Below are 18,757 nucleotides of genomic sequence, written 5' to 3'. Positions count from 1 at the left end.
ATGTCGTCCCCTGCACCACAGACAGCAGTGCCGCATCACCCTCACCGCGTGGGTCGACCATGCTGAGGGCTGCGCCTCGAGAGACACGAGGGGAGATCGACGGTGACGTACCCGCACGCCTACCCGGCGCCCCAGGGCCTCTACGACCCCGCCCACGAGCACGACGCGTGTGGCGTGGCGTTCGTCGCGACGCTGACCGGGGAGGCCAGCCACGACATCGTGCGCAAGGGCATCACCGCGCTGCTCAACCTCGACCACCGAGGGGCCGCGGGCGCCGAGACGAACTCCGGTGACGGCGCGGGCATCCTGATCCAGGTCCCCGACGCGTTCCTCCGCGAGGTCACCCGTGAGGCCGGCTTCGAGCTGCCCGCCCCCAGCTCCTACGCCGTCGGCACGGCGTTCCTTCCCGGTGACGCCGAGCATGTCGCCAAGACCAGACGCAGGGTCGAGGAGATCGCCCACGAGGAGAACCTCGAGGTCATCGGCTGGCGCGACGTGCCGGTCGACGCGTCGTCGCTCGGCAAGACCGCCCACGGCGTGATGCCGACGTTCGCCCAGCTCTTCGTGGCCGGGAAGGGCAGCCGGGTCACCGGGATGGCCCTGGAGCGCCTGGCGTTCTGCCTGCGCAAGCGCGCCGAGAGCGAGACCGACGTCTACTTCCCGTCGCTCTCCTCACGCACCCTGATCTACAAGGGCATGCTCACCCCGGCCCAGCTCGACGAGGTCTTCCCCGACCTGCGCGACGAGCGGATGGCCTCGGCGCTGGCAGTGGTGCACTCGCGCTTCTCGACCAACACCTTCCCGAGCTGGCCGCTCAGCCACCCGTTCCGGTTCATCGCCCACAACGGCGAGATCAACACCGTGATGGGCAACCGCAACTGGATGCGGGCCCGCGAGGCGCTGTTGGCCTCGGACGTCATCCCGGGCGACCTCGAGCGGCTCTACCCGATCTGCACCACCGGGGCCTCGGACTCCGCGTCGTTCGACGAGGTGCTCGAGCTGCTGCACATGGGCGGGCGCTCGTTGCCGCACTCGGTGCTGATGATGATCCCCGAGGCGTGGGAGAACCACGGCGAGATGGACCGCCAGCGCCGGGCGTTCTACGAGTTCCACTCCGCGATGATGGAGCCCTGGGACGGGCCCGCGTGCGTGGTCTTCACCGACGGTGACCAGGTCGGGGCGGTCCTGGACCGCAACGGACTGCGCCCCTCCCGCTACTGGGTCACCGACGACGGTCTCGTGGTGCTGGCCTCCGAGGTCGGCGTGCTCGACCTCGACCCGGCCACGGTCGTGCGCAAGGGCCGGCTCCAGCCGGGCAAGATGTTCCTCGCGGACCTCTCCGAGCACCGGATCATCGAGGACGACGAGATCAAGGCGGGGCTCGCCTCCGAGCACCCCTACGAGGAGTGGCTGCACGCCGGCCTCATCCACCTCGACGACATCCCCGACCGCGAGCACATCGTGCACACCCACGCCTCGGTCACCCGGCGCCAGCAGGTCTTCGGCTACACGGAGGAGGAGCTGCGGATCCTGCTCACGCCGATGGCCAACTCCGGCGGTGAGCCGCTCGGCTCGATGGGCACCGACACCCCGATCGCCGCGCTGAGCGACAAGCCACGGCTGCTGTTCGACTACTTCGCGCAGCTGTTCGCGCAGGTGACCAACCCGCCCCTGGACGCGATCCGCGAGGAGCTCGTGACGTCGCTGTCGGGCAGCATCGGACCCGAGTCCAACCTGCTCGAGCCCACCCCCGCGTCCTGTCGTCAGGTCGTCCTCCCGTTCCCGGTCATCAGTAACGACGACCTGGCCAAGATCCGGCACATCAACCGGGACGGCGACATGCCGGGCTTCATCACCCACGTGTCCCGGGGCCTCTACGAGGTCGAGGGCGGCGGCGCCGCGATGGCGCGCCGGCTGGACGAGATCTGCCAGGAGGTCAGCGAGGCGATCGCGGACGGCGCGCGGATCATCGTGCTCTCGGACCGGCACTCGACGCAGGAGCTGGCGCCGATCCCGTCCCTGCTCCTCACCGGCGCCGTCCACCACCACCTGGTCCGGGAGAAGACCCGCACCCAGGTGGGTCTCCTCGTCGAGGCGGGCGACGTCCGCGAGGTGCACCACGTCGCGCTGCTCGTGGGCTACGGCGCCGCCGCGGTCAACCCCTACCTGGCGATGGAGTCGGTCGAGGACCTCGCCCGCGAGGGCTTCTACGTCAAGATCGAGCCGGAGAAGGCCGTCGCCAACCTGATCAAGGCGCTCGGCAAGGGCGTCCTCAAGGTCATGTCCAAGATGGGCGTCTCGACCGTGGCGTCCTACACCGGCGCGCAGATCTTCGAGGTCGTCGGGCTGTCGCAGGCGCTGGTCGACAAGTACTTCACCGGCACCACCTCCAAGCTGGGCGGCGTCGAGCTCGACACGATCGCCGAGGAGGTCGCGCGCCGGCACGCGTCGGCGTACCCCCGCGGCGGCATCGCGCCCGCGCACCGCGAGCTCGAGATCGGCGGCGAGTACCAGTGGCGTCGTGAGGGCGAGCCGCACCTGTTCGACCCCGAGACCGTCTTCCGGCTCCAGCACTCCACCCGGACCGGCAGCTACGAGATCTTCAAGCAGTACACCTCGCGGGTGGACGAGCAGTCCGAGCGGCTGATGACGCTGCGCGGCCTGTTCCGGTTCAAGGACGCCGGGGCCACCGGCCGGCAGCCGATCCCGGTCGACGAGGTCGAGCCGGTCTCCGAGATCGTCAAGCGCTTCTCGACCGGTGCCATGTCCTACGGCTCCATCAGCCAGGAGGCGCACGAGACCCTCGCCATCGCCATGAACCGGCTGGGCGCCAAGTCCAACACCGGTGAGGGCGGCGAGGACCCGGACCGCCTCTACGACCCCGAGCGGCGCAGCTCGATCAAGCAGGTCGCGTCCGGACGATTCGGCGTGACGTCGGAGTACCTCACCAACGCCGACGACATCCAGATCAAGATGGCCCAGGGCGCGAAGCCCGGCGAGGGCGGCCAGCTGCCCGGCCACAAGGTCTACCCGTGGGTGGCGAGGACGCGCTACTCGACCCCCGGCGTGGGACTGATCAGCCCCCCACCGCACCACGACATCTACTCGATCGAGGACCTGGCGCAGCTCATCCACGACCTCAAGAACGCCAACCCGGCGGCGCGCATCCACGTCAAGCTGGTGGCCGAGGTCGGGGTCGGCACGGTGGCGGCCGGGGTCTCGAAGGCGCACGCCGACGTGGTGCTGATCTCCGGCCACGACGGGGGCACCGGAGCCTCGCCGCTGACCTCGCTGAAGCACGCGGGCGGGCCGTGGGAGCTCGGGCTCGCCGAGACCCAGCAGACGCTGCTCCTCAACGGGCTGCGCGACCGGATCGTCGTCCAGACCGACGGCCAGCTCAAGACCGGCCGCGACGTCGTCGTCGCGGCGCTCCTGGGGGCCGAGGAGTACGGCTTCGCGACCGCACCGCTCGTCGTGTCGGGCTGCATCATGATGCGGGTCTGCCACCTCGACACCTGCCCGGTGGGTGTGGCCACCCAGAACCCGGTCCTGCGGGCGCGCTACAACGGCCAGGCCGACCACGTCGTCAACTTCTTCACCTTCATCGCCCAGGAGGTGCGCGAGCTGCTCGCCGAGCTCGGTTTCAGGAGCCTCGACGAGGCCATCGGCCAGGTGGGCTCGCTCGACGTCGCCGAGGCGGTCGGCCACTGGAAGGCGTCCGGGCTGGACCTGTCGCCGATCCTGCACGCGCCGGACCTGACCGCCTTCCCTGACCAGGACCTGCGGTGCACCAAGCAGCAGGACCACGCGCTGGAGAAGTCCCTCGACGTGACCGAGCTGCTCCCGCTCGCCCAGGACGTGCTGGACAAGGCCGAGCCGCTGCGGGCCCAGGTGGCGATCCGCAACGTCAACCGCACCGTCGGGACCATCCTCGGCCACGAGATCACCAAGAAGTACGGCGGCGAGGGACTGCCGGACGGCACCGTCGACCTGACCTTCATCGGGTCCGCAGGTCAGTCGTTCGGCGCCTTCGTCCCGCGCGGTGTGACCATGCGGCTCGAGGGCGACACCAACGACTACCTCGGCAAGGGCCTGTCCGGGGGCCGGATCGTGGTCCGGCCCGACCGGACGGCGACCTTCGAGGCCAACGAGCAGATCATCGCCGGCAACGTCATCGCCTACGGCGCCACGTCGGGCCGGATCTTCATCCGCGGGGGAGTGGGCGAGCGGTTCTGCGTGCGCAACTCCGGCGCCTGGGCGGTCACCGAGGGCGTGGGCGACCACGCCTGCGAGTACATGACCGGGGGCCGGGTGGTGGTCCTCGGCCCGACCGGACGCAACTTCGCCGCCGGCATGTCCGGTGGCGTCGCCTGGGTCCTCGACCTCAAGGAGCAGCGGGTCAACACCGAGCTCGTCGAGCTCGGGCCGGTGGACGGCCCGGCGGCTGCCGAGCTCGAGGAGCTGGTCCGCGAGCACGCCGAGGAGACCGGCTCCGAGGTCGCGGCCGCGCTGCTGGCGGACTGGCCGGCCGCCCTGGCCCGGTTCACCGAGGTCATGCCCAGCGACTACCGCAAGGTCCTCGAGGCCAAGGCGAAGGCCGAGGCCGACGGGCTCGACGAGGACGAGACCGCACACAAGATGATGGAGGCGCTCCATGGATGATCACCAAGCGCCTTCCTCGTTGGGTTCCAGCGCGGTGCAGACCGCGACGATGATGGAGGGCTGTGCCTGATGGATGATCACCAAGCGCCTTCCTCGTTGGGTTCCAGCGCGGTGCGGACCGCGACGATGATGGAGGGCTGTGCTGATGGCTGACCCCCGTGGCTTCCTCAAGGCCGGCCGCGAGGTCGCCGAGCGCCGCCCCGTCGAGGAGCGGGTCCACGACTGGAACGAGGTCTACCCGGGCGGCATCGGCCGCGCGCTGCTGCCGATCATCACCACCCAGGCGGGGCGCTGCATGGACTGCGGCATCCCCTTCTGCCACCAGGGCTGCCCGCTGGGCAACATCATCCCGGAGTGGAACGACCTGGTCTGGCGCGACGACTGGGAGGGGGCCATCGAGCGCCTGCACGCGACCAACAACTTCCCGGAGTTCACCGGCCGGCTGTGCCCCGCGCCCTGCGAGACCGCCTGCGTCCTCGGGATCAACCAGGACCCGGTCACGATCAAGAACGTCGAGGTCGCGATCATCGACAAGGCCTGGGAGTCCGGCTTCGTCCGGCCGCAGCCGCCGGAGTGGCTCTCCGGACGCACCGTGGCCGTCGTGGGCTCGGGCCCGGCGGGTCTCGCGGCGGCCCAGCAGCTGACCCGGGCGGGCCACACCGTCGCGGTCTACGAGCGCGCCGACCGGATCGGCGGCCTGCTCCGCTACGGCATCCCCGAGTTCAAGATGGAGAAGAAGCACCTCGACCGGCGCCTGGACCAGATGCGTCGTGAGGGCACCGTCTTCCGCGCCGGCGTCGACGTCGGCCAGGACGACCTGACCGCCGACCGGCTCCGCGAGCGCTACGACGCCGTGGTGCTGGCCATGGGGGCCACCGAGGCTCGTGAACTGCCCATCCCCGGACGCGAGCTCGGCGGGCTCCACCAGGCGATGGACTTCCTGCCCCAGGCCAACCGGACCTCGCTCGGCGAGGAGGTCGCCGACCAGGTCACCGCCACCGGCAAGCACGTGGTGATCATCGGTGGCGGCGACACGGGCGCGGACTGCCTCGGGACCTCCACCCGCCAAGGCGCGGCGTCCATCACTCAGCTCGAGATCATGCCCGAGCCGCCGGAGTCCCGGCCGGCCGGCCAGCCCTGGCCGACGTACCCGATGACCTTCCGGGTCTCCTCCGCGCACGAGGAGGCGGGCGACCGGGTCTACTCGGTCTCCACCAAGGAGTTCCTCGGGGACGAGGACGGCAACGTCCGGGCGCTGCGGCTCGTCGACGTGGTCTTCGAGAACGGCCGGTTCGAGGAGGTCGAGGGCTCCGAGCGGGAGATCCCGGCCGAGCTGGTGCTCTTCGCGATGGGCTTCGTCGGACCGGAGAAGGCGGGCCTCGTCGAGCAGCTGGGCGTCGACCTCGACGAGCGCGGCAACGTGGCACGGGGCAAGGACTACCAGACCTCGGTCCCCGGCGTGTTCGTCGCCGGAGACGCGGGTCGTGGCCAGTCACTGATCGTGTGGGCGATCGCCGAGGGGCGCGCCGCGGCCTCCGCGGTCGACGAGTTCCTCACCGGCAGCACGACGCTGCCCTACCCGATCGCGCCCACCGAGCGCCCGCTCGTCGTCTAGCCCGCGAGGAACCTGGCGCAGGGGGAGCACCGCTCGGAAGCGCGACGCACGTCGCGCTGGTGGCGCGACCAGCGCCTCCAGCTCCGGGTCGGCGCTGCTGCTCGAGTGGGCTGCGCCGGAGAAGGCCGTAGCGCCGACTCGGCGGTCCCTCGTTCCTCGCAGCACCCGTGCCTGGCCGTGCTCCCACGCGGACCCTTCTGGCCCGAATATTGTTTGAACGTTCCAATTCTCAGTAGGCTCACGGCGTGAGAAGAGCGAAGATCGTCTGCACCCTGGGCCCCGCGACGTCGAGCGAACGCCGCATCCGCGAGCTGGTCTACGCGGGGATGGACGTGGCTCGCCTCAACATGAGCCACGGCACCCACGATGACCACGCCGAGACCTACCGCCTGGTGCGCGAGGCCTCCGACGCGAGTGGTCACGGCGTCGGCATCCTGGCCGACCTGCAGGGCCCCAAGATCCGGCTCGAGACCTTCTCCGACGGCCCGGTCCAGCTGTCCCGCGGCCAGGAGTGGACGATCACCACCCGCGACGTCGACGGCAACGGCGAGATCTGCGGGACGACCTACAAGGGCCTGGCCGGGGACGTCGCCGTCGGCGACCCGATCCTGATCGACGACGGCAAGGTCCGGTTGCGGGTCACCGAGGTCAAGGACGGCACCGAGGTGCTCACCGAGGTCCTCGTCGGCGGCAAGGTGAGCAACCACAAGGGCATCAACCTGCCGGGTGTGGCGGTGTCGGTCCCGGCACTCTCCGAGAAGGACGTCGAGGACCTGCGGTTCGCGCTGCGGCTGTCCGTCGACTTCGTCGCCCTGAGCTTCGTGCGCGACGCCGCGGACGTCGAGGACGTCCGCAAGGTGATGCGCGAGGAGGGCGTGATGCTGCCGGTCATCGCCAAGATCGAGAAGCCGCAGGCCATCCACAACCTCGACGAGGTCATCGCGGCGTTTGACGGCTTCATGGTCGCGCGCGGCGACCTCGGCGTGGAGTGCCCGGCGGAGGAGGTCCCGTTCCTCCAGAAGACGATCATCGACAAGGCCCGCCTCAACGCGAAGCCGGTCATCGTCGCCACCCAGATGCTCGAGTCGATGATCTCCAGCCCGTCGCCGACCCGGGCCGAGGTGTCCGACGTCGCCAACGCCATCCTCGACGGCGCCGACGCCGTGATGCTGTCCGGCGAGACCGGCGTGGGGGAGTACCCCGTGCACACCGTGGAGACGATGGCCCGGATCGTGATGGCGACCGAGGACCACGCCTTCGAGCAGCGTGAGGTCGGCACCATGCGCACCCTCGCCTGGAACCCGCACACGAACTCGGGGGTCATCACCAAGGCTGCCGGCGAGGTCGCCGAGCGGGTCGACGCGAAGTACGTCGTCGCGTTCACGACCTCCGGTGACTCGGCCAGGCGGATGTCCCGGCTCCGGGGCCCGATCCCGATCCTGGCCTTCACCCCCGAGGCGCAGACCCGGTCGCAGCTCGCGCTGTCATGGGGCGTCGAGACGTTCAAGACCGACCCCGTGGAGCACACCGACGAGATGGTCCGTCAGGTCGACGAGCAGCTGCTCCAGATCGGCCGGCTCAAGGAGGGCGACCTGGTGGTCATCGTCGCCGGGGCGCCTCCGGGCATCCCCGGCTCGACCAACGCCCTGCGCGTCCACCGGATGGGCGACGCGGTCAACGAGGTCGCGCCGGCCTACCGGCGCAGCACGCACTGACCCTGCCTCAGGCCTTCACGCCGATCAGCGCGTCGAGCCGGGCCACGCCGGTCCGGGTGGAGACGCTGATGGTCTTCCAGCTGGACTGCCGCCACGGGACCTCGACCAGGTCGAGCGCCCAGCAGCACAGCTCGCGGATGTCGGCGGAGTTGTTGGTGAACTGCCAGCGGGGGTAGTCGTAGCGCTTCAGCTCACCCGCGACCAGCTTCTGCGTCCAGTTGTTGGCGCGGCACCCGTCGGAGTGGAAGAGCCCGCGCAGGAACGGGCCGGGGTGCGCCTCGACGACCGCTCGTTGCCAGTCCTCGAGGACGATGGGCCGGTCGTGCTTGCGCCCGGGACCGTGCTGCGGGAAGAGGCAGGGCCAGTGCTTCCACGAGATCGTCGTGATCACGCATCCGGGCACCAGGCGCGTGTGCGGTCGACCGCCGGGCTTGACCCTGGCCATGATCACCTGCAGCCGGGCGTTGTCCTGGGCGTACCTGCGGTCGTTGGCCACGTGCAGGTTGTAGACGTCACGACGGCCTCGGCTGATGTGCCCGTCACCCAGGTACCAGCCGAGGAGCTCGGCGTAGGCGCCCCCGTCGAGGTGCGCGTCGTCGCAGCGTGGGCACCGCGAGGACGTATGGGTCTGTCCTCGGGGCAGGCCGCGTCGCTGGTAGAGACGCCGCCAGCGCCGGATGGTCTTGACCGCCACCCCGTGGAGCGCTGCGTTGTCCACGTCGCGCATCCCGGCGTCAGAGGCGCGCAAGGCGCTCTCGACGGTCTCGATCGGGCGGATGTGCGGCATCGTGCCGCCAGGCTCGCCGACACCACCGACATCGGTGCCGGGTGTGGGATTCGAACCCACAAGTCCTTGCGGACAGTGGTGTTTGAGACCACCGCGTATGCCGTTCCGCCAACCCGGCCAGGGCAGCGAGAAGACTATCCGAGCCTCCTCACGGCAAACCGACTTGCTAATAGTCCACTTACTTACTACAGTTTCAGCGGTGAACATCCTCGGGTGGGCGACGGCGAGCAACGAGCGGGCGGTGGCGAACGCCCGGGCGGCGGCCGTCGAGTGCTCCCGCCGGCGCGTCGAGCGAGCCGAGGTCGCGCGGGCGGTCGCGGACCTCACCGCGGCGTACGCCGCCGTCCCGGTCGCACCGGCAGCCTCCGCCGGACACGGCTGAGGGTCGAGCCGCGGGCTCGGTAGCCTTCGGGCGTGACCGAGACCCCCACGCCGCGCACCGTCGTGGTGGCCGAGGACGAGGTCCTCATCCGGATGGACCTGGCCGAGATGCTGACCGAGGAGGGCTACGACGTCGTCGGGCAGGCCGGTGACGGCGCCGCGGCCATCGAGCTGGCCGAGCGGCTCCGTCCGGACCTGGTCATCCTCGACGTGAAGATGCCCGTGCTCGACGGCATCGCCGCCGCCGAGCGCATCGCCGCGGCAAGGATCGCGCCGGTGGTCATCCTCACCGCGTTCAGCCAGCGTGACCTCGTCGAGCGGGCCAGGGACGCGGGTGCGATGGCCTACCTGGTCAAGCCCTTCACCCGCAACGACCTGGTCCCCGCCATCGAGATGGCGGTCAGCCGGTTCGCCGAGCTCGCCCACCTCGAGTCGGAGGTCGCCGACCTCACCGAGCGGCTGGAGACCCGCAAGGCCGTCGAGAGGGCCAAGGGTGTGCTGCAGGAGCAGCTGAAGCTGTCGGAGCCGGAGGCCTTCCGGTGGATCCAGAAGACGGCGATGGACCTGCGGCTCTCGATGCGCCAGGTGGCCGACGGCGTCATCACCCACGGGCCCGGCATCGCCGATCGCTGAGCGGGTCACGCGCCGGTCACGTCGTCGTCACGTCTGGGTGACCCGACGGACGACTCACCGCACTCGGCACTCGTGGGGTGGCGCTTTCCGTGCCCCTGCGCCATAGACTGCGCGGCAGCATCCGGCCGGATGCGTGGAGGGAGGACCCGGGTTGATGTCTCGACATGCCGCTCATGGGCGGACCGTCGGACGGGGTGTGACCGGGCTGATCCTGGGTCTGCTTGTCACGCCGCTGGTCATGCTGCTGGGCACGACCTCCGCGTACGCCGACGACGAGGGAGACACTCCCGCCGCCGCCTCCTGCCTGCCGAAGCCCGACGAGGTCGGCTGCATCAGCGGCACCCTCGGCAGCCGGGCCGACCCGATCGCCGACGCCGACGTCACGCTCACCAAGCCGGACGGGACGACGGAGACCCAGACCACCGGTGACGACGGGAAGTTCAGCTTCACCATCACCGAGGACGGCGAGTACCTCGTCGGGGTGGACCCCGAGACCCTGCCGGACGGCTTCGAGGTCCGGCCCCCTCCGGCCAACCTCCGGGGTCCCGACGGCGAGCTCAAGGTGCAGGCGACGGTGGGTGGCCTGCGCGCCGCCAACCTGGAGATCCGGTCGGCGGACTACGACCCCTCGACCAGCAACTGGGAGGAGATCTCGCAGAGCGGCTTCAACGGGCTCCGGCTCGGCCTGCTGCTGGCCCTCGCCTCCGTCGGTCTGTCCCTGATCTACGGCACCACGGGCCTCTCCAACTTCGCGCACGCCGAGCAGGTGACCTTGGGCGGGATGCTCGCCTACCTGTTCGTCAACCAGCAGGGGATGCCGCTGCTCGTGGGCGGTCTGCTGGTGCTCGTCCTCTGCGGATTCACCGGGTGGTTCCAGGACCGGGTCCTGTGGCAACCCCTGAGACGGCGTGGCCTCGGGCTGACCCAGATGATGATCGTGACGATCGGGCTGTCGCTGGCCATCCAGTACGGCTACCAGTTCTTCGTCGGCTCGCGGACGGTCCGGGTGATCGTCGACAACCCGACGGTGACGTCCTTCGGTCCCATCACCACCACCAACCAGTCGCTGGCTGCCATGGTCATCTCGGCCGTGGTGCTCGCCGGCGTCGGGTTCGCGCTGCTCCGGACGCGGATCGGCCGGGCGACCCGGGCGGTCTCGGACAACCCGGCGCTGGCCCAGGCCTCCGGCATCGACACCGACAAGGTCATTCGGCTCGTGTGGACGGTCGCGATGGCCCTCGCCGGGCTGTCCGGCATCCTCTACGCGCTGGTCACCAACGGCATCAAGTGGGACACGGGCCTGCAGATCCTCCTGCTGCTCTTCGCCGCGGTCACGCTGGGCGGCCTCGGGACCGCCTTCGGCGCCCTGGTGGGGTCGCTGGTCATCGGGTTCGTCGTGGAGATGTCACCACTTCTCCCGTTCGTCCCGGGTGACTTCAAGTACGCCGCCGCGCTGCTCATCCTCATCGTCGTCCTGCTGGTGAGACCTCAGGGTCTGCTCGGCAAGGCTCAGCGAGTCGGTTAGGGAGACTGAGACCAGATGGACGAGATCCAGCAGATCCTCAACTCGATGATGTCGAGCGCGACCGGGCCGCAGACCGCCGCCGTCGCCATCGCCGTGATCGGGCTCAACATCCACTTCGGCTACACCGGCCTGCTCAACATCGGCCAGTCCGCCTTCATGCTGCTCGGCGCCTACGGCTTCGCGATCACCATCAAGGAGGGCATCCCCGCACTCGGCATCGAGCCGCTCGGGTTCGCCGCCTTGGTCGCCGGGGTGATCGTGGGCATGGGGCTCGCCTTCATCTTCGCCCTCATCCTCGGCGTACCCACCCTGAAGCTCCGAGGCGACTATCTCGCCATCGTGACGATCTCCGCTGCCGAGATCGTGCGCTACATCGGCCGGTCCGTCGGCTACGAGACCCTCTTCGGGCTCACCGGTGGCGCGCAGGGCATCCCGGGAAGCCAGTACCGCGCGCCGTTCACCGACCTCTCGCCGCTCGGCAACGGCAACAGCACGTTGCTGGAGTTCAACTACACCGACGTCGCCGACGGCGCCGTCTGGGTGCGGCTCGTGGGCTGGGTGATCGGTATCGCCATCATCGCGGCCATCGTGCACGTCGCCCGGGGCCGGGCCGGGCTGACCGGCACCCCCAAGCGGGTGGCCATCGCAGGCCTGAGCGTGCTGGCGCTGGTCGTCCTGCTCTTCCTCGCGCCGGTGAACAACCAGAACACCGGGGTCAACGGGTGGTTCGTCACCATCGTCGCCTGGTGCGTCGCGGCGATCAGCACGGTCGTCGTGCTGTTCCTGGTCAAGAGCCCGTGGGGACGCGCCCTGCGTGGGGTCCGCGAGGACGAGGACGCGATGCGGAGCCTCGGCAAGAACGTGTTCGCGATCAAGATGCAGGCGCTGGTCATCGGCGGCCTGTTCGGAGCGGTCGGCGGGATGCTCTACGTCCTCCCGGCCACCGTGCAGCCGGACTCGATGGGCCGCTCGCTCACGTTCTTCTGCTACACGGCGCTGCTGCTCGGTGGGGCCGCGACGATCTGGGGGCCGATCCTCGGCTCGATCATCTTCTTCGCGGGACGCATCATGATCATCGGCATCTCGAACACCTACTTCGACGGGTTCATGAGCAGCCAGGAGTCCAGCCAGTTCGCGTTCATCGTGGTCGGTGTCGTGCTGATGCTGCTGGTGATCTTCCGGCCACAAGGGATCCTCGGCGACAAGAGGGAGCTTCGGTTCAATGTCTGAGCCCGGTCCGACCACCGCCACGCGGGGTGACCTGTCCGATCCCGCGGCCCGCAAGAGCCTGATGACCGACGTCGAGCGAGTGCCCGGTGCCGCGAAGCCGGACCCGATCCTCAAGGTCGACAACATCGTGCGCCAGTTCGGCGGGATGACCGCCGTCGACGTCGGCCACCTCGAGGTGCAGCGTGGCCTCATCACCGCGCTCATCGGGCCCAACGGCGCCGGCAAGACCACGTTCTTCAACCTGATCACCGGATTCGACCGGCCGACGTCCGCCGGTCAGGGTGCGCACTGGTCCTTCGACGGCCGCACCCTGGACAAGACCTCCGCCTCCGCGGTGGCCAAGTCCGGCATGGTGCGCACCTTCCAGCTGACCAAGGCGCTCAGCCGGATGACGGTCATCGAGAACATGATGCTCGGCGCGCAGAACCAGGCGGGGGAGAACCTCTTCAAGTCGCTGATCCGCCCGATCTGGCACCACCAGGAGAAGGAGATCGAGGCCAAGGCCGACGAGCTCCTCGACCGCTTCAAGCTGCTGGAGAAGAAGCACGACTACGCGGGCAGTCTCTCCGGCGGCCAGCGCAAGCTCCTCGAGATGGCCCGGGCGCTGATGAGCGACCCGAAGATGATCATGCTCGACGAGCCGATGGCCGGCGTGAACCCGGCGCTCACCCAGTCGCTGCTCGGCCACATCCAGTCGCTGCGCGACGAGGGCATGACCGTCCTGTTCGTCGAGCACGACATGCACGTCGTCCGCCACATCTCCGACTGGGTGGTCGTGATGGCCGAGGGCCGGGTGGTGGCCGAGGGTGCCGCCGACACGGTCATGTCCGACCCGGCCGTGATCGACGCCTACCTCGGAGCCCACCACGACACCGACCTCGGTGACGACGCGCTCCTGACCGACGAGGCGATCGAGCAGCTCGCCGAGGAGGTCGCGGAGGAGGCCCACCGCGACGAGGAGAAGGACGGCGGCAAGCGATGACCACCACCACCCAGCAGGGCACGGCCGTGATCGAGGCCCGCGACGTCGTCGCGGGCTACCTGCCCGGCGTCAACATCCTCAACGGCTGCAACATGGTCGCCTACCCCGGCGAGATCGTCGGCATCATCGGGCCCAACGGTGCCGGCAAGTCCACGCTGCTCAAGGCCATGTTCGGCCTGGTCAAGGTGCACTCCGGCAACGTCACGCTCGGCGACCAGGACATCACCAACCTCAAGGCCAACCGGCTGGTCGAGATGGGCGTCGGCTTCGTCCCCCAGACCAACAACGTCTTCCCCTCGCTCAGCATCGAGGAGAACCTGCTGATGGGGCTCTTCCTGCGCCCGAAGAAGGCCGCGGAGCGGCTGGCCGCGATGTGGGACCTGTTCCCGGTCCTGCACGACCGCAGCCACCAGAGCGCGGGCGCGCTGTCGGGCGGTGAGCGCCAGTCGCTGGCCATGGCCAGGGCGCTGATGATGGAGCCGAGCGTCCTCCTGCTCGACGAGCCCTCGGCCGGTCTCTCGCCGGTCCGCCAGGACGAGACGTTCATCCGGACCCGCCGGATCAACAAGACCGGCGTCTGTGTCGTCATGGTCGAGCAGAACGCCCGGCGGTGCCTGCAGATCTGCGACCGCGGCTACGTCCTGGACCAGGGCCGGGACGCCCACACCGGCACCGGTCGCGAGCTGGCCAACGACCCCAAGGTCATCGAGCTCTACCTCGGCACGCTGGCCGAGGACGTCGACGCGGAGCGGGACGACCTCAAGCAGAGCTGATCGAGCGCTGCGGGGAGTACTGCTCAGCACGCGTGCGCATCAGCACGAGGTACCGCCGAGTCGGTGGTGTTGCAGCGCCGGCGAAGCCCCGCTGCCGTAGCGCCGATCGGCGCTGGAAGCGCGACGCAAGTCGCGCTCATGGCTCGAGGAGCGCGTCCAGCGTCGAGACGGCGCTGCTGCCCCTGGTGGGCTGCGCCGGGGAGGGCAGTACCGCCGACCCGGCGGTACCTCGTCTTTCACAGCACGCGTGCTGAGCGGTACTCCTCGCGCGGCAGGCACGCGAAAGGGCCCCGAGCCGAAGCCCGAGGCCCTTCGCGTGCTGCTGAGCTGTCAGCTCGAGGTCACTTGGTGCCCTCGACCGTGGAGGTCAGCTCGTTCTTGTTCTCGGCGTTGAACTGGTAGACACCGACGAACGCGGAGGACGGGTCGTTCTCCTCGTCGATCGGCCCGATGCCGGACGGGCCGGTGTAGCGGATCTCGCTGCCTTCCTCGAGCAGCGCCACGCAGTCGGCGAAGGTGGAGCACTCCTCGCCGTCGGTGGCACCCGAGACGGCCGCGAAGTTCTCCTGGACCGCGGTCGACTCGTTGGAGCCGCCCTTGATCGCCGCGAGCGCCGCCAGGATGGTGGCGTCGTAGGACTCCGCCGCGTAGGCGAAGTCGCTGAGGCCCTCACCGTTGGCAGCCTCGTTCCAGCCGACCAGCAGGTCCTTGAACTCCTGCGACGCGTCCGCACCCGGGATGGTGCCCTGGGCGCCCTCGAGCGTGCCGGGCTCGAAGTCCTTGGAGTAGTCGGCGGTGTTGCCGTCGGAGAAGTAGGTCTTCGACATGTCGAAGCCGGCCGCGGCCAGCTCGGGGACGATCGACTTGGTCTCGTCGAAGGCCAGGATCACGATCGCGTCGGGACCGGCCGCGGTGACGGCCTGGACCTCGGCGGAGAAGGTGGTCTGACCGGCCGGGAACTCGTCGCCGTCGCCCTTGCAGCCGTAGACGCAGGAGCCACCGGACGACTCGACCGTGGCCTGGACGGCGTCGCGCAGACCGGTGCCGTAGGTGTCGTTGAACACCAGGAAGCCGATCTTCGAGTAGCCGTCACCCGCGATCAGGGTGCCGAGCGCGGAGCCCTGCACGCCGTCCGGCGGAGCGGTCCGGAAGTAGAACGGCGAGTAGCCGCTCAGGTCCACCGCGGTGTTGGCGGGGGAGACCTCGGTGATCTTGTTGTCGGCGAAGGTGTCGACCACGTTGAGCGAGACGCTCGAGGACGCGGCACCGATGACGACCGAGGGCTTGCCCTGGACGATGTTGTTGGCCGAGGCCGTGGAGATCGACAGGTCGGTCGAGTCGCCGGAGTCCTGGATGTCGTGGCAGGCCTGGGCACCGTTGACGCCACCAGCGGCGTTGATGTCCGAGACCGCGAGTCCGACGCCAGCGACCTCGGGCGGGCCGAGGAAGGCGAGGTTGCCGGTCAGCGGCAGGATGCCGGCGACCTTGAAGCTGTCGGCGCTGGTCGCCCCGGCGGCGCAGACGTCGTTGGTGAACGACGCGGTGTCGGACGGCTCCTCCGTCGGAGCCTCCGAGGACGCAGAGGTGGACGGGTCGTCAGCTGCGTCCGGCTCGTCGTCGCCGTCGTCGCCACATGCGGCGAGGGCGAGCGTGAGCGCGGCGGTGCCGGCCATCAGCTTGACCCAGGATGCGGTCGTTGATCGATTCACGTGGTGAACCCTTCTTTTCTCGTTGTGGGCACTTCACCGCAGCCCGTCTTCCCGAGGTCGGGCACAGCATCGCCACCGTAGGTGTGCCAGAGCAGGGCAGCGCTACCCGGCACCCTCTCGTTAGCGAACCGTTACGTCAATGCGCCACAACGGCCGGGAACAGGGGCTATCGCTGGGTCAGGCGGGCGATCTCGACAAGAACTGGCGCCACGGCCAGGGCCGGCAGGAGATCGGCCACCGGGATCTCCCGGATCCGGAGCAGCCGCAGCGCGACGCCGACCAGCAGCAGTCCGCCGGTGGCGGTGATCGCGGCCAGGTGGGCATCCGGCAGGGCGTCGCCCAGGGCGACACCCGCGAGCGTGAGGCTGCCCTGTACCGCCACGATCGTGACCACGCTCGCGGCCACCCCCCAGCCGAACGACGCGGCGAACGCGATCGCCGCGAAGCCGTCCAGCGCCGACTTGAGCAGGATCTGGTCCGGCCCGTTGCCCAGGCCGTCGTTGAGCGACCCCAGGATCGTCAGCGGTCCGCTGCAGAAGACCAGCGACGAGATCACGAAGCCCTCCACGAACCGGGCCCGCTCCCGCGAGCCGGTCTCTCCCGAGAGGCGCTGCTGGAGCCAGGCGCCGAAGCCCTCGATCCGCGACTCCAGCCGCAGCAGGGAGCCGGCGATCCCGCCGACCAGCAGGGAGCCGAGCACGATCAGCATCGGCGCGCTGTCGCCCACCTCGTCGGTGAGCTCCGGGGAGAGCACGGCGATCGCCGACGTACCCGCGATCAGCAGCGTCACCAGGCCCAGGGCATCGGTCACCACGTCCCGGGTCCGGGTGGGCAGCCGGTTGCCGAGCAGCACGCCGACCACCGCGCCGGCGAGCACGGCCGCGACGTTGACCAGGGTGGCCAGGCCGGGGATCACAGGTGACGCACCAACTACTCCAGACGGGTCATGACGGCAGCGACCCGGTGAGCGTAGTGTCAGCCTGCAGTCCGTCGACGAAGGGAGGAGCATGAGCCGCACCCCGGTCTCGCTCCGCCCGGCCACGCTCGACGACGCCGTCTTCCTCGCGGAGCTCTGGCAGCCCAACCTCCGCCGGGCGGACCTCCAGGACCAGGTCGCCGACCTCGAGCTGATCATCAAGAGCTGTGAGGAGTCCGCCGAGCAGCGCCTGGTCATCGCGGAGTACGACGGCGAGCCGGCCGGCGCGGTGATGCTGTGCGTGACGACGCTGAGCCCGCTCAACCTCGAGCCGGCCGTGCACGCCATGGCGCCGTTCGTGTCTCCGGGCTTCCGCAGGCGCGGGGTCGGGCACACGTTGATCGAGGCCGCGGTCACCTACGCCGAGGAGCTCGGGGTCGGGCACGTCGTCACCGCCGTGTCCCACGACTCCCGGCAGAGCAACCGCTTCATGGCCCGGCTCGGCCTGAGCCAGCAGGCGGTGCTGCGGGTGGCGGCGACGCCGACCGTGCGCAGCAAGCTCACGGCTCAGCTGCCCGGCAAGCTGCGGCCCAACGGGACCCGACCTGTCGGCCAGGTCCTCGCCGCCCGGCGGAGCCTGCGCCGGACGCAGCGGGGGTAGGTCCCGGCCCCGGCGGCGGAGGGTCTCGGCCGGCTCCGACCACCATCGATCGGGTTCGTCCTCGTCCATCGGACGTCCCCGCTAGAACCGGTCCTTCGCTACCAGGGTGCAGGTGATCCGCGACGTGCACACCCGGCGGCCCTCCTCGTCGGAGATGACCACCTCGTAGCACGCCATGCTGCGGCCCAGGTGCACGGGAGTGGCGACACCGGTCACCGTGCCCGACCGGGCCGCGCGGTGGTGGGTCGCGTTGATGTCGACGCCGACCGAGAGCCGGTCGGGGCCGGCGTGGAGGGCCGACCCGATCGAGCCCAGGGTCTCCGCGAGCACGACCGACGCCCCGCCGTGCAGCAGCCCGTAGGGCTGGGTGTTGCCCTCCACGGGCATCGTCGCGACCACCCGCTGGGCGCTGGCCTCGACCAGCTCCACGCCCATCCGCTCGTTGAGAGCCCCCATGTTGCTGCGCATCAGCGCCAGTGCGTCCGTCGCGTCGTCGGTCATGAGGCTGATTCAACCGGACGCGACGACGCCAGGTGTCGGTGGCCGTGACTACTGTGGGCAGGTGCCTGACGCGCGACCCAGACTGCTTCTTCTCGACGGCCACTCGCTGGCCTACCGCGCCTTCTTCGCGCTGCCGGTCGACAACTTCTCGACGACGACCGGGCAGCACACCAACGCGGTCTTCGGGTTCACCTCGATGCTCATCAACGTGCTCCGTGACGAGCGCCCCACGCACATCGCGGTCGCCTTCGACGTCTCGCGCAAGACGTTCCGGATGGACGAGTACGCGGAGTACAAGGCGGGGCGCAACAAGACACCGACCGAGTTCAGCAGCCAGCTCCCGCTGATCGAGGAGGTGCTGACCGCCATGCGGATCCCCTACCTCAAGAAGGAGGGCTACGAGGCCGACGACATCATCGGCACGCTCGCGACCCAGGCCAAGGCACTCGGGTTCGAGACGCTGATCTGCTCCGGTGACCGCGACTCGTTCCAGCTGGTCGACGAGGACACGACGGTGATCTACCCGATGCGGGGCGTCTCCGAGATGAAGCGGATGACGCCCGCGGCCGTGGAGGAGCGCTACGGCGTGCCGCCCGCGCGCTACCCGGAGCTCGCCGCGCTGGTGGGCGAGACCTCCGACAACCTGCCCGGGGTCCCCGGGGTGGGG

14 protein-coding genes, 1 tRNA gene and 1 pseudogene are annotated in these 18,757 nt (G+C 69.8%); 11 read left to right on the top strand and 5 right to left on the bottom strand.

Annotated elements, in window-relative coordinates:
* The first annotated feature begins 102 nt into the window (after positions 1-102).
* The 3 genes from gltB to pyk all read left to right on the top strand — a co-directional run bounded on the left by gltB (position 103) and on the right by pyk (position 7,992).
* On the top strand, positions 103-4,662 hold the full coding sequence (gltB, locus tag JHD21_RS03015; protein ID WP_292671525.1) for a glutamate synthase large subunit: 4,560 nt from the start codon (positions 103-105) through the stop codon (positions 4,660-4,662).
* 145 nt (positions 4,663-4,807) lie between these two features.
* Positions 4,808-6,277, top strand: a complete 1,470-nt coding sequence (locus tag JHD21_RS03010; protein WP_292671524.1) for a glutamate synthase subunit beta — start codon at positions 4,808-4,810, stop codon at positions 6,275-6,277.
* Positions 6,278-6,522: 245 nt separating this feature from the next.
* Positions 6,523-7,992, top strand: a complete 1,470-nt coding sequence (gene pyk, locus JHD21_RS03005) for a pyruvate kinase (RefSeq protein ID WP_292671523.1) — start codon at positions 6,523-6,525, stop codon at positions 7,990-7,992.
* Between the two features lie 7 nt (positions 7,993-7,999).
* Here pyk and JHD21_RS03000 read toward each other — a convergent pair whose 3' ends face one another.
* Both JHD21_RS03000 and JHD21_RS02995 read right to left on the bottom strand, forming a co-directional pair.
* A complete protein-coding gene (locus tag JHD21_RS03000; protein WP_292671521.1) occupies positions 8,000-8,779 on the bottom strand; it encodes a transcriptional regulator in 780 nt (259 codons plus the stop codon).
* Between the two features lie 35 nt (positions 8,780-8,814).
* Positions 8,815-8,897: transfer RNA gene (locus JHD21_RS02995), tRNA-Leu, on the bottom strand.
* Positions 8,898-8,978: 81 nt separating this feature from the next.
* Here JHD21_RS02995 and JHD21_RS02990 point away from each other — a divergent pair.
* The 6 genes from JHD21_RS02990 to JHD21_RS02965 all read left to right on the top strand — a co-directional run bounded on the left by JHD21_RS02990 (position 8,979) and on the right by JHD21_RS02965 (position 14,303).
* Positions 8,979-9,161 (top strand): hypothetical protein, encoded by a 183-nt coding sequence (locus JHD21_RS02990; protein WP_292671520.1) that lies wholly within the window; start codon positions 8,979-8,981, stop codon positions 9,159-9,161.
* Between the two features lie 32 nt (positions 9,162-9,193).
* On the top strand, positions 9,194-9,793 hold the full coding sequence (locus tag JHD21_RS02985; protein WP_292671518.1) for a response regulator: 600 nt from the start codon (positions 9,194-9,196) through the stop codon (positions 9,791-9,793).
* Positions 9,794-9,989: 196 nt separating this feature from the next.
* Positions 9,990-11,318, top strand: a complete 1,329-nt coding sequence (locus JHD21_RS02980; RefSeq protein ID WP_292671517.1) for a hypothetical protein — start codon at positions 9,990-9,992, stop codon at positions 11,316-11,318.
* A 15-nt stretch (positions 11,319-11,333) separates the two neighbouring features.
* A complete protein-coding gene (locus JHD21_RS02975; protein WP_292671515.1) occupies positions 11,334-12,548 on the top strand; it encodes a branched-chain amino acid ABC transporter permease in 1,215 nt (404 codons plus the stop codon).
* Complete coding sequence (locus JHD21_RS02970; protein ID WP_292671514.1) at positions 12,541-13,530, top strand: ATP-binding cassette domain-containing protein; 990 nt, start codon at positions 12,541-12,543, stop codon at positions 13,528-13,530. Before JHD21_RS02975 ends, JHD21_RS02970 begins: the two co-directional genes overlap by 8 nt.
* Complete coding sequence (locus JHD21_RS02965) at positions 13,527-14,303, top strand: ABC transporter ATP-binding protein (RefSeq protein WP_292671512.1); 777 nt, start codon at positions 13,527-13,529, stop codon at positions 14,301-14,303. Before JHD21_RS02970 ends, JHD21_RS02965 begins: the two co-directional genes overlap by 4 nt.
* Before the next feature lie 341 nt (positions 14,304-14,644).
* Here JHD21_RS02965 and JHD21_RS02960 read toward each other — a convergent pair whose 3' ends face one another.
* Positions 14,645-16,012, bottom strand: a complete 1,368-nt coding sequence (locus tag JHD21_RS02960; protein ID WP_292671511.1) for an ABC transporter substrate-binding protein — start codon at positions 16,010-16,012, stop codon at positions 14,645-14,647.
* A 166-nt stretch (positions 16,013-16,178) separates the two neighbouring features.
* Positions 16,179-16,928, bottom strand: coding sequence for a DUF554 domain-containing protein (locus JHD21_RS02955; protein WP_292671509.1), 750 nt, complete (start codon positions 16,926-16,928; stop codon positions 16,179-16,181).
* Between the two features lie 91 nt (positions 16,929-17,019).
* Here JHD21_RS02955 and JHD21_RS02950 point away from each other — a divergent pair, with 91 nt between their 5' ends.
* Positions 17,020-17,589, top strand: coding sequence for a GNAT family N-acetyltransferase (locus JHD21_RS02950; protein ID WP_292671508.1), 570 nt, complete (start codon positions 17,020-17,022; stop codon positions 17,587-17,589).
* A gap of 81 nt (positions 17,590-17,670) precedes the next feature.
* On the opposite strand, the gene JHD21_RS02945 is transcribed toward JHD21_RS02950, so the two are convergent.
* Positions 17,671-18,090, bottom strand: coding sequence for a hotdog fold thioesterase (locus JHD21_RS02945; protein ID WP_292671507.1), 420 nt, complete (start codon positions 18,088-18,090; stop codon positions 17,671-17,673).
* 61 nt (positions 18,091-18,151) lie between these two features.
* Between JHD21_RS02945 and JHD21_RS02940 the strand changes: the two are divergent.
* Positions 18,152-18,757 (top strand): annotated as a pseudogene (locus tag JHD21_RS02940) (DNA polymerase I); the annotation flags it as partial.

Origin of the sequence: Nocardioides sp., from assembly GCF_016462705.1 — a bacterium.
Classification (GTDB): domain Bacteria; phylum Actinomycetota; class Actinomycetes; order Propionibacteriales; family Nocardioidaceae; genus Nocardioides.
This window is presented reverse-complemented; position numbering and strand designations above follow the sequence as displayed.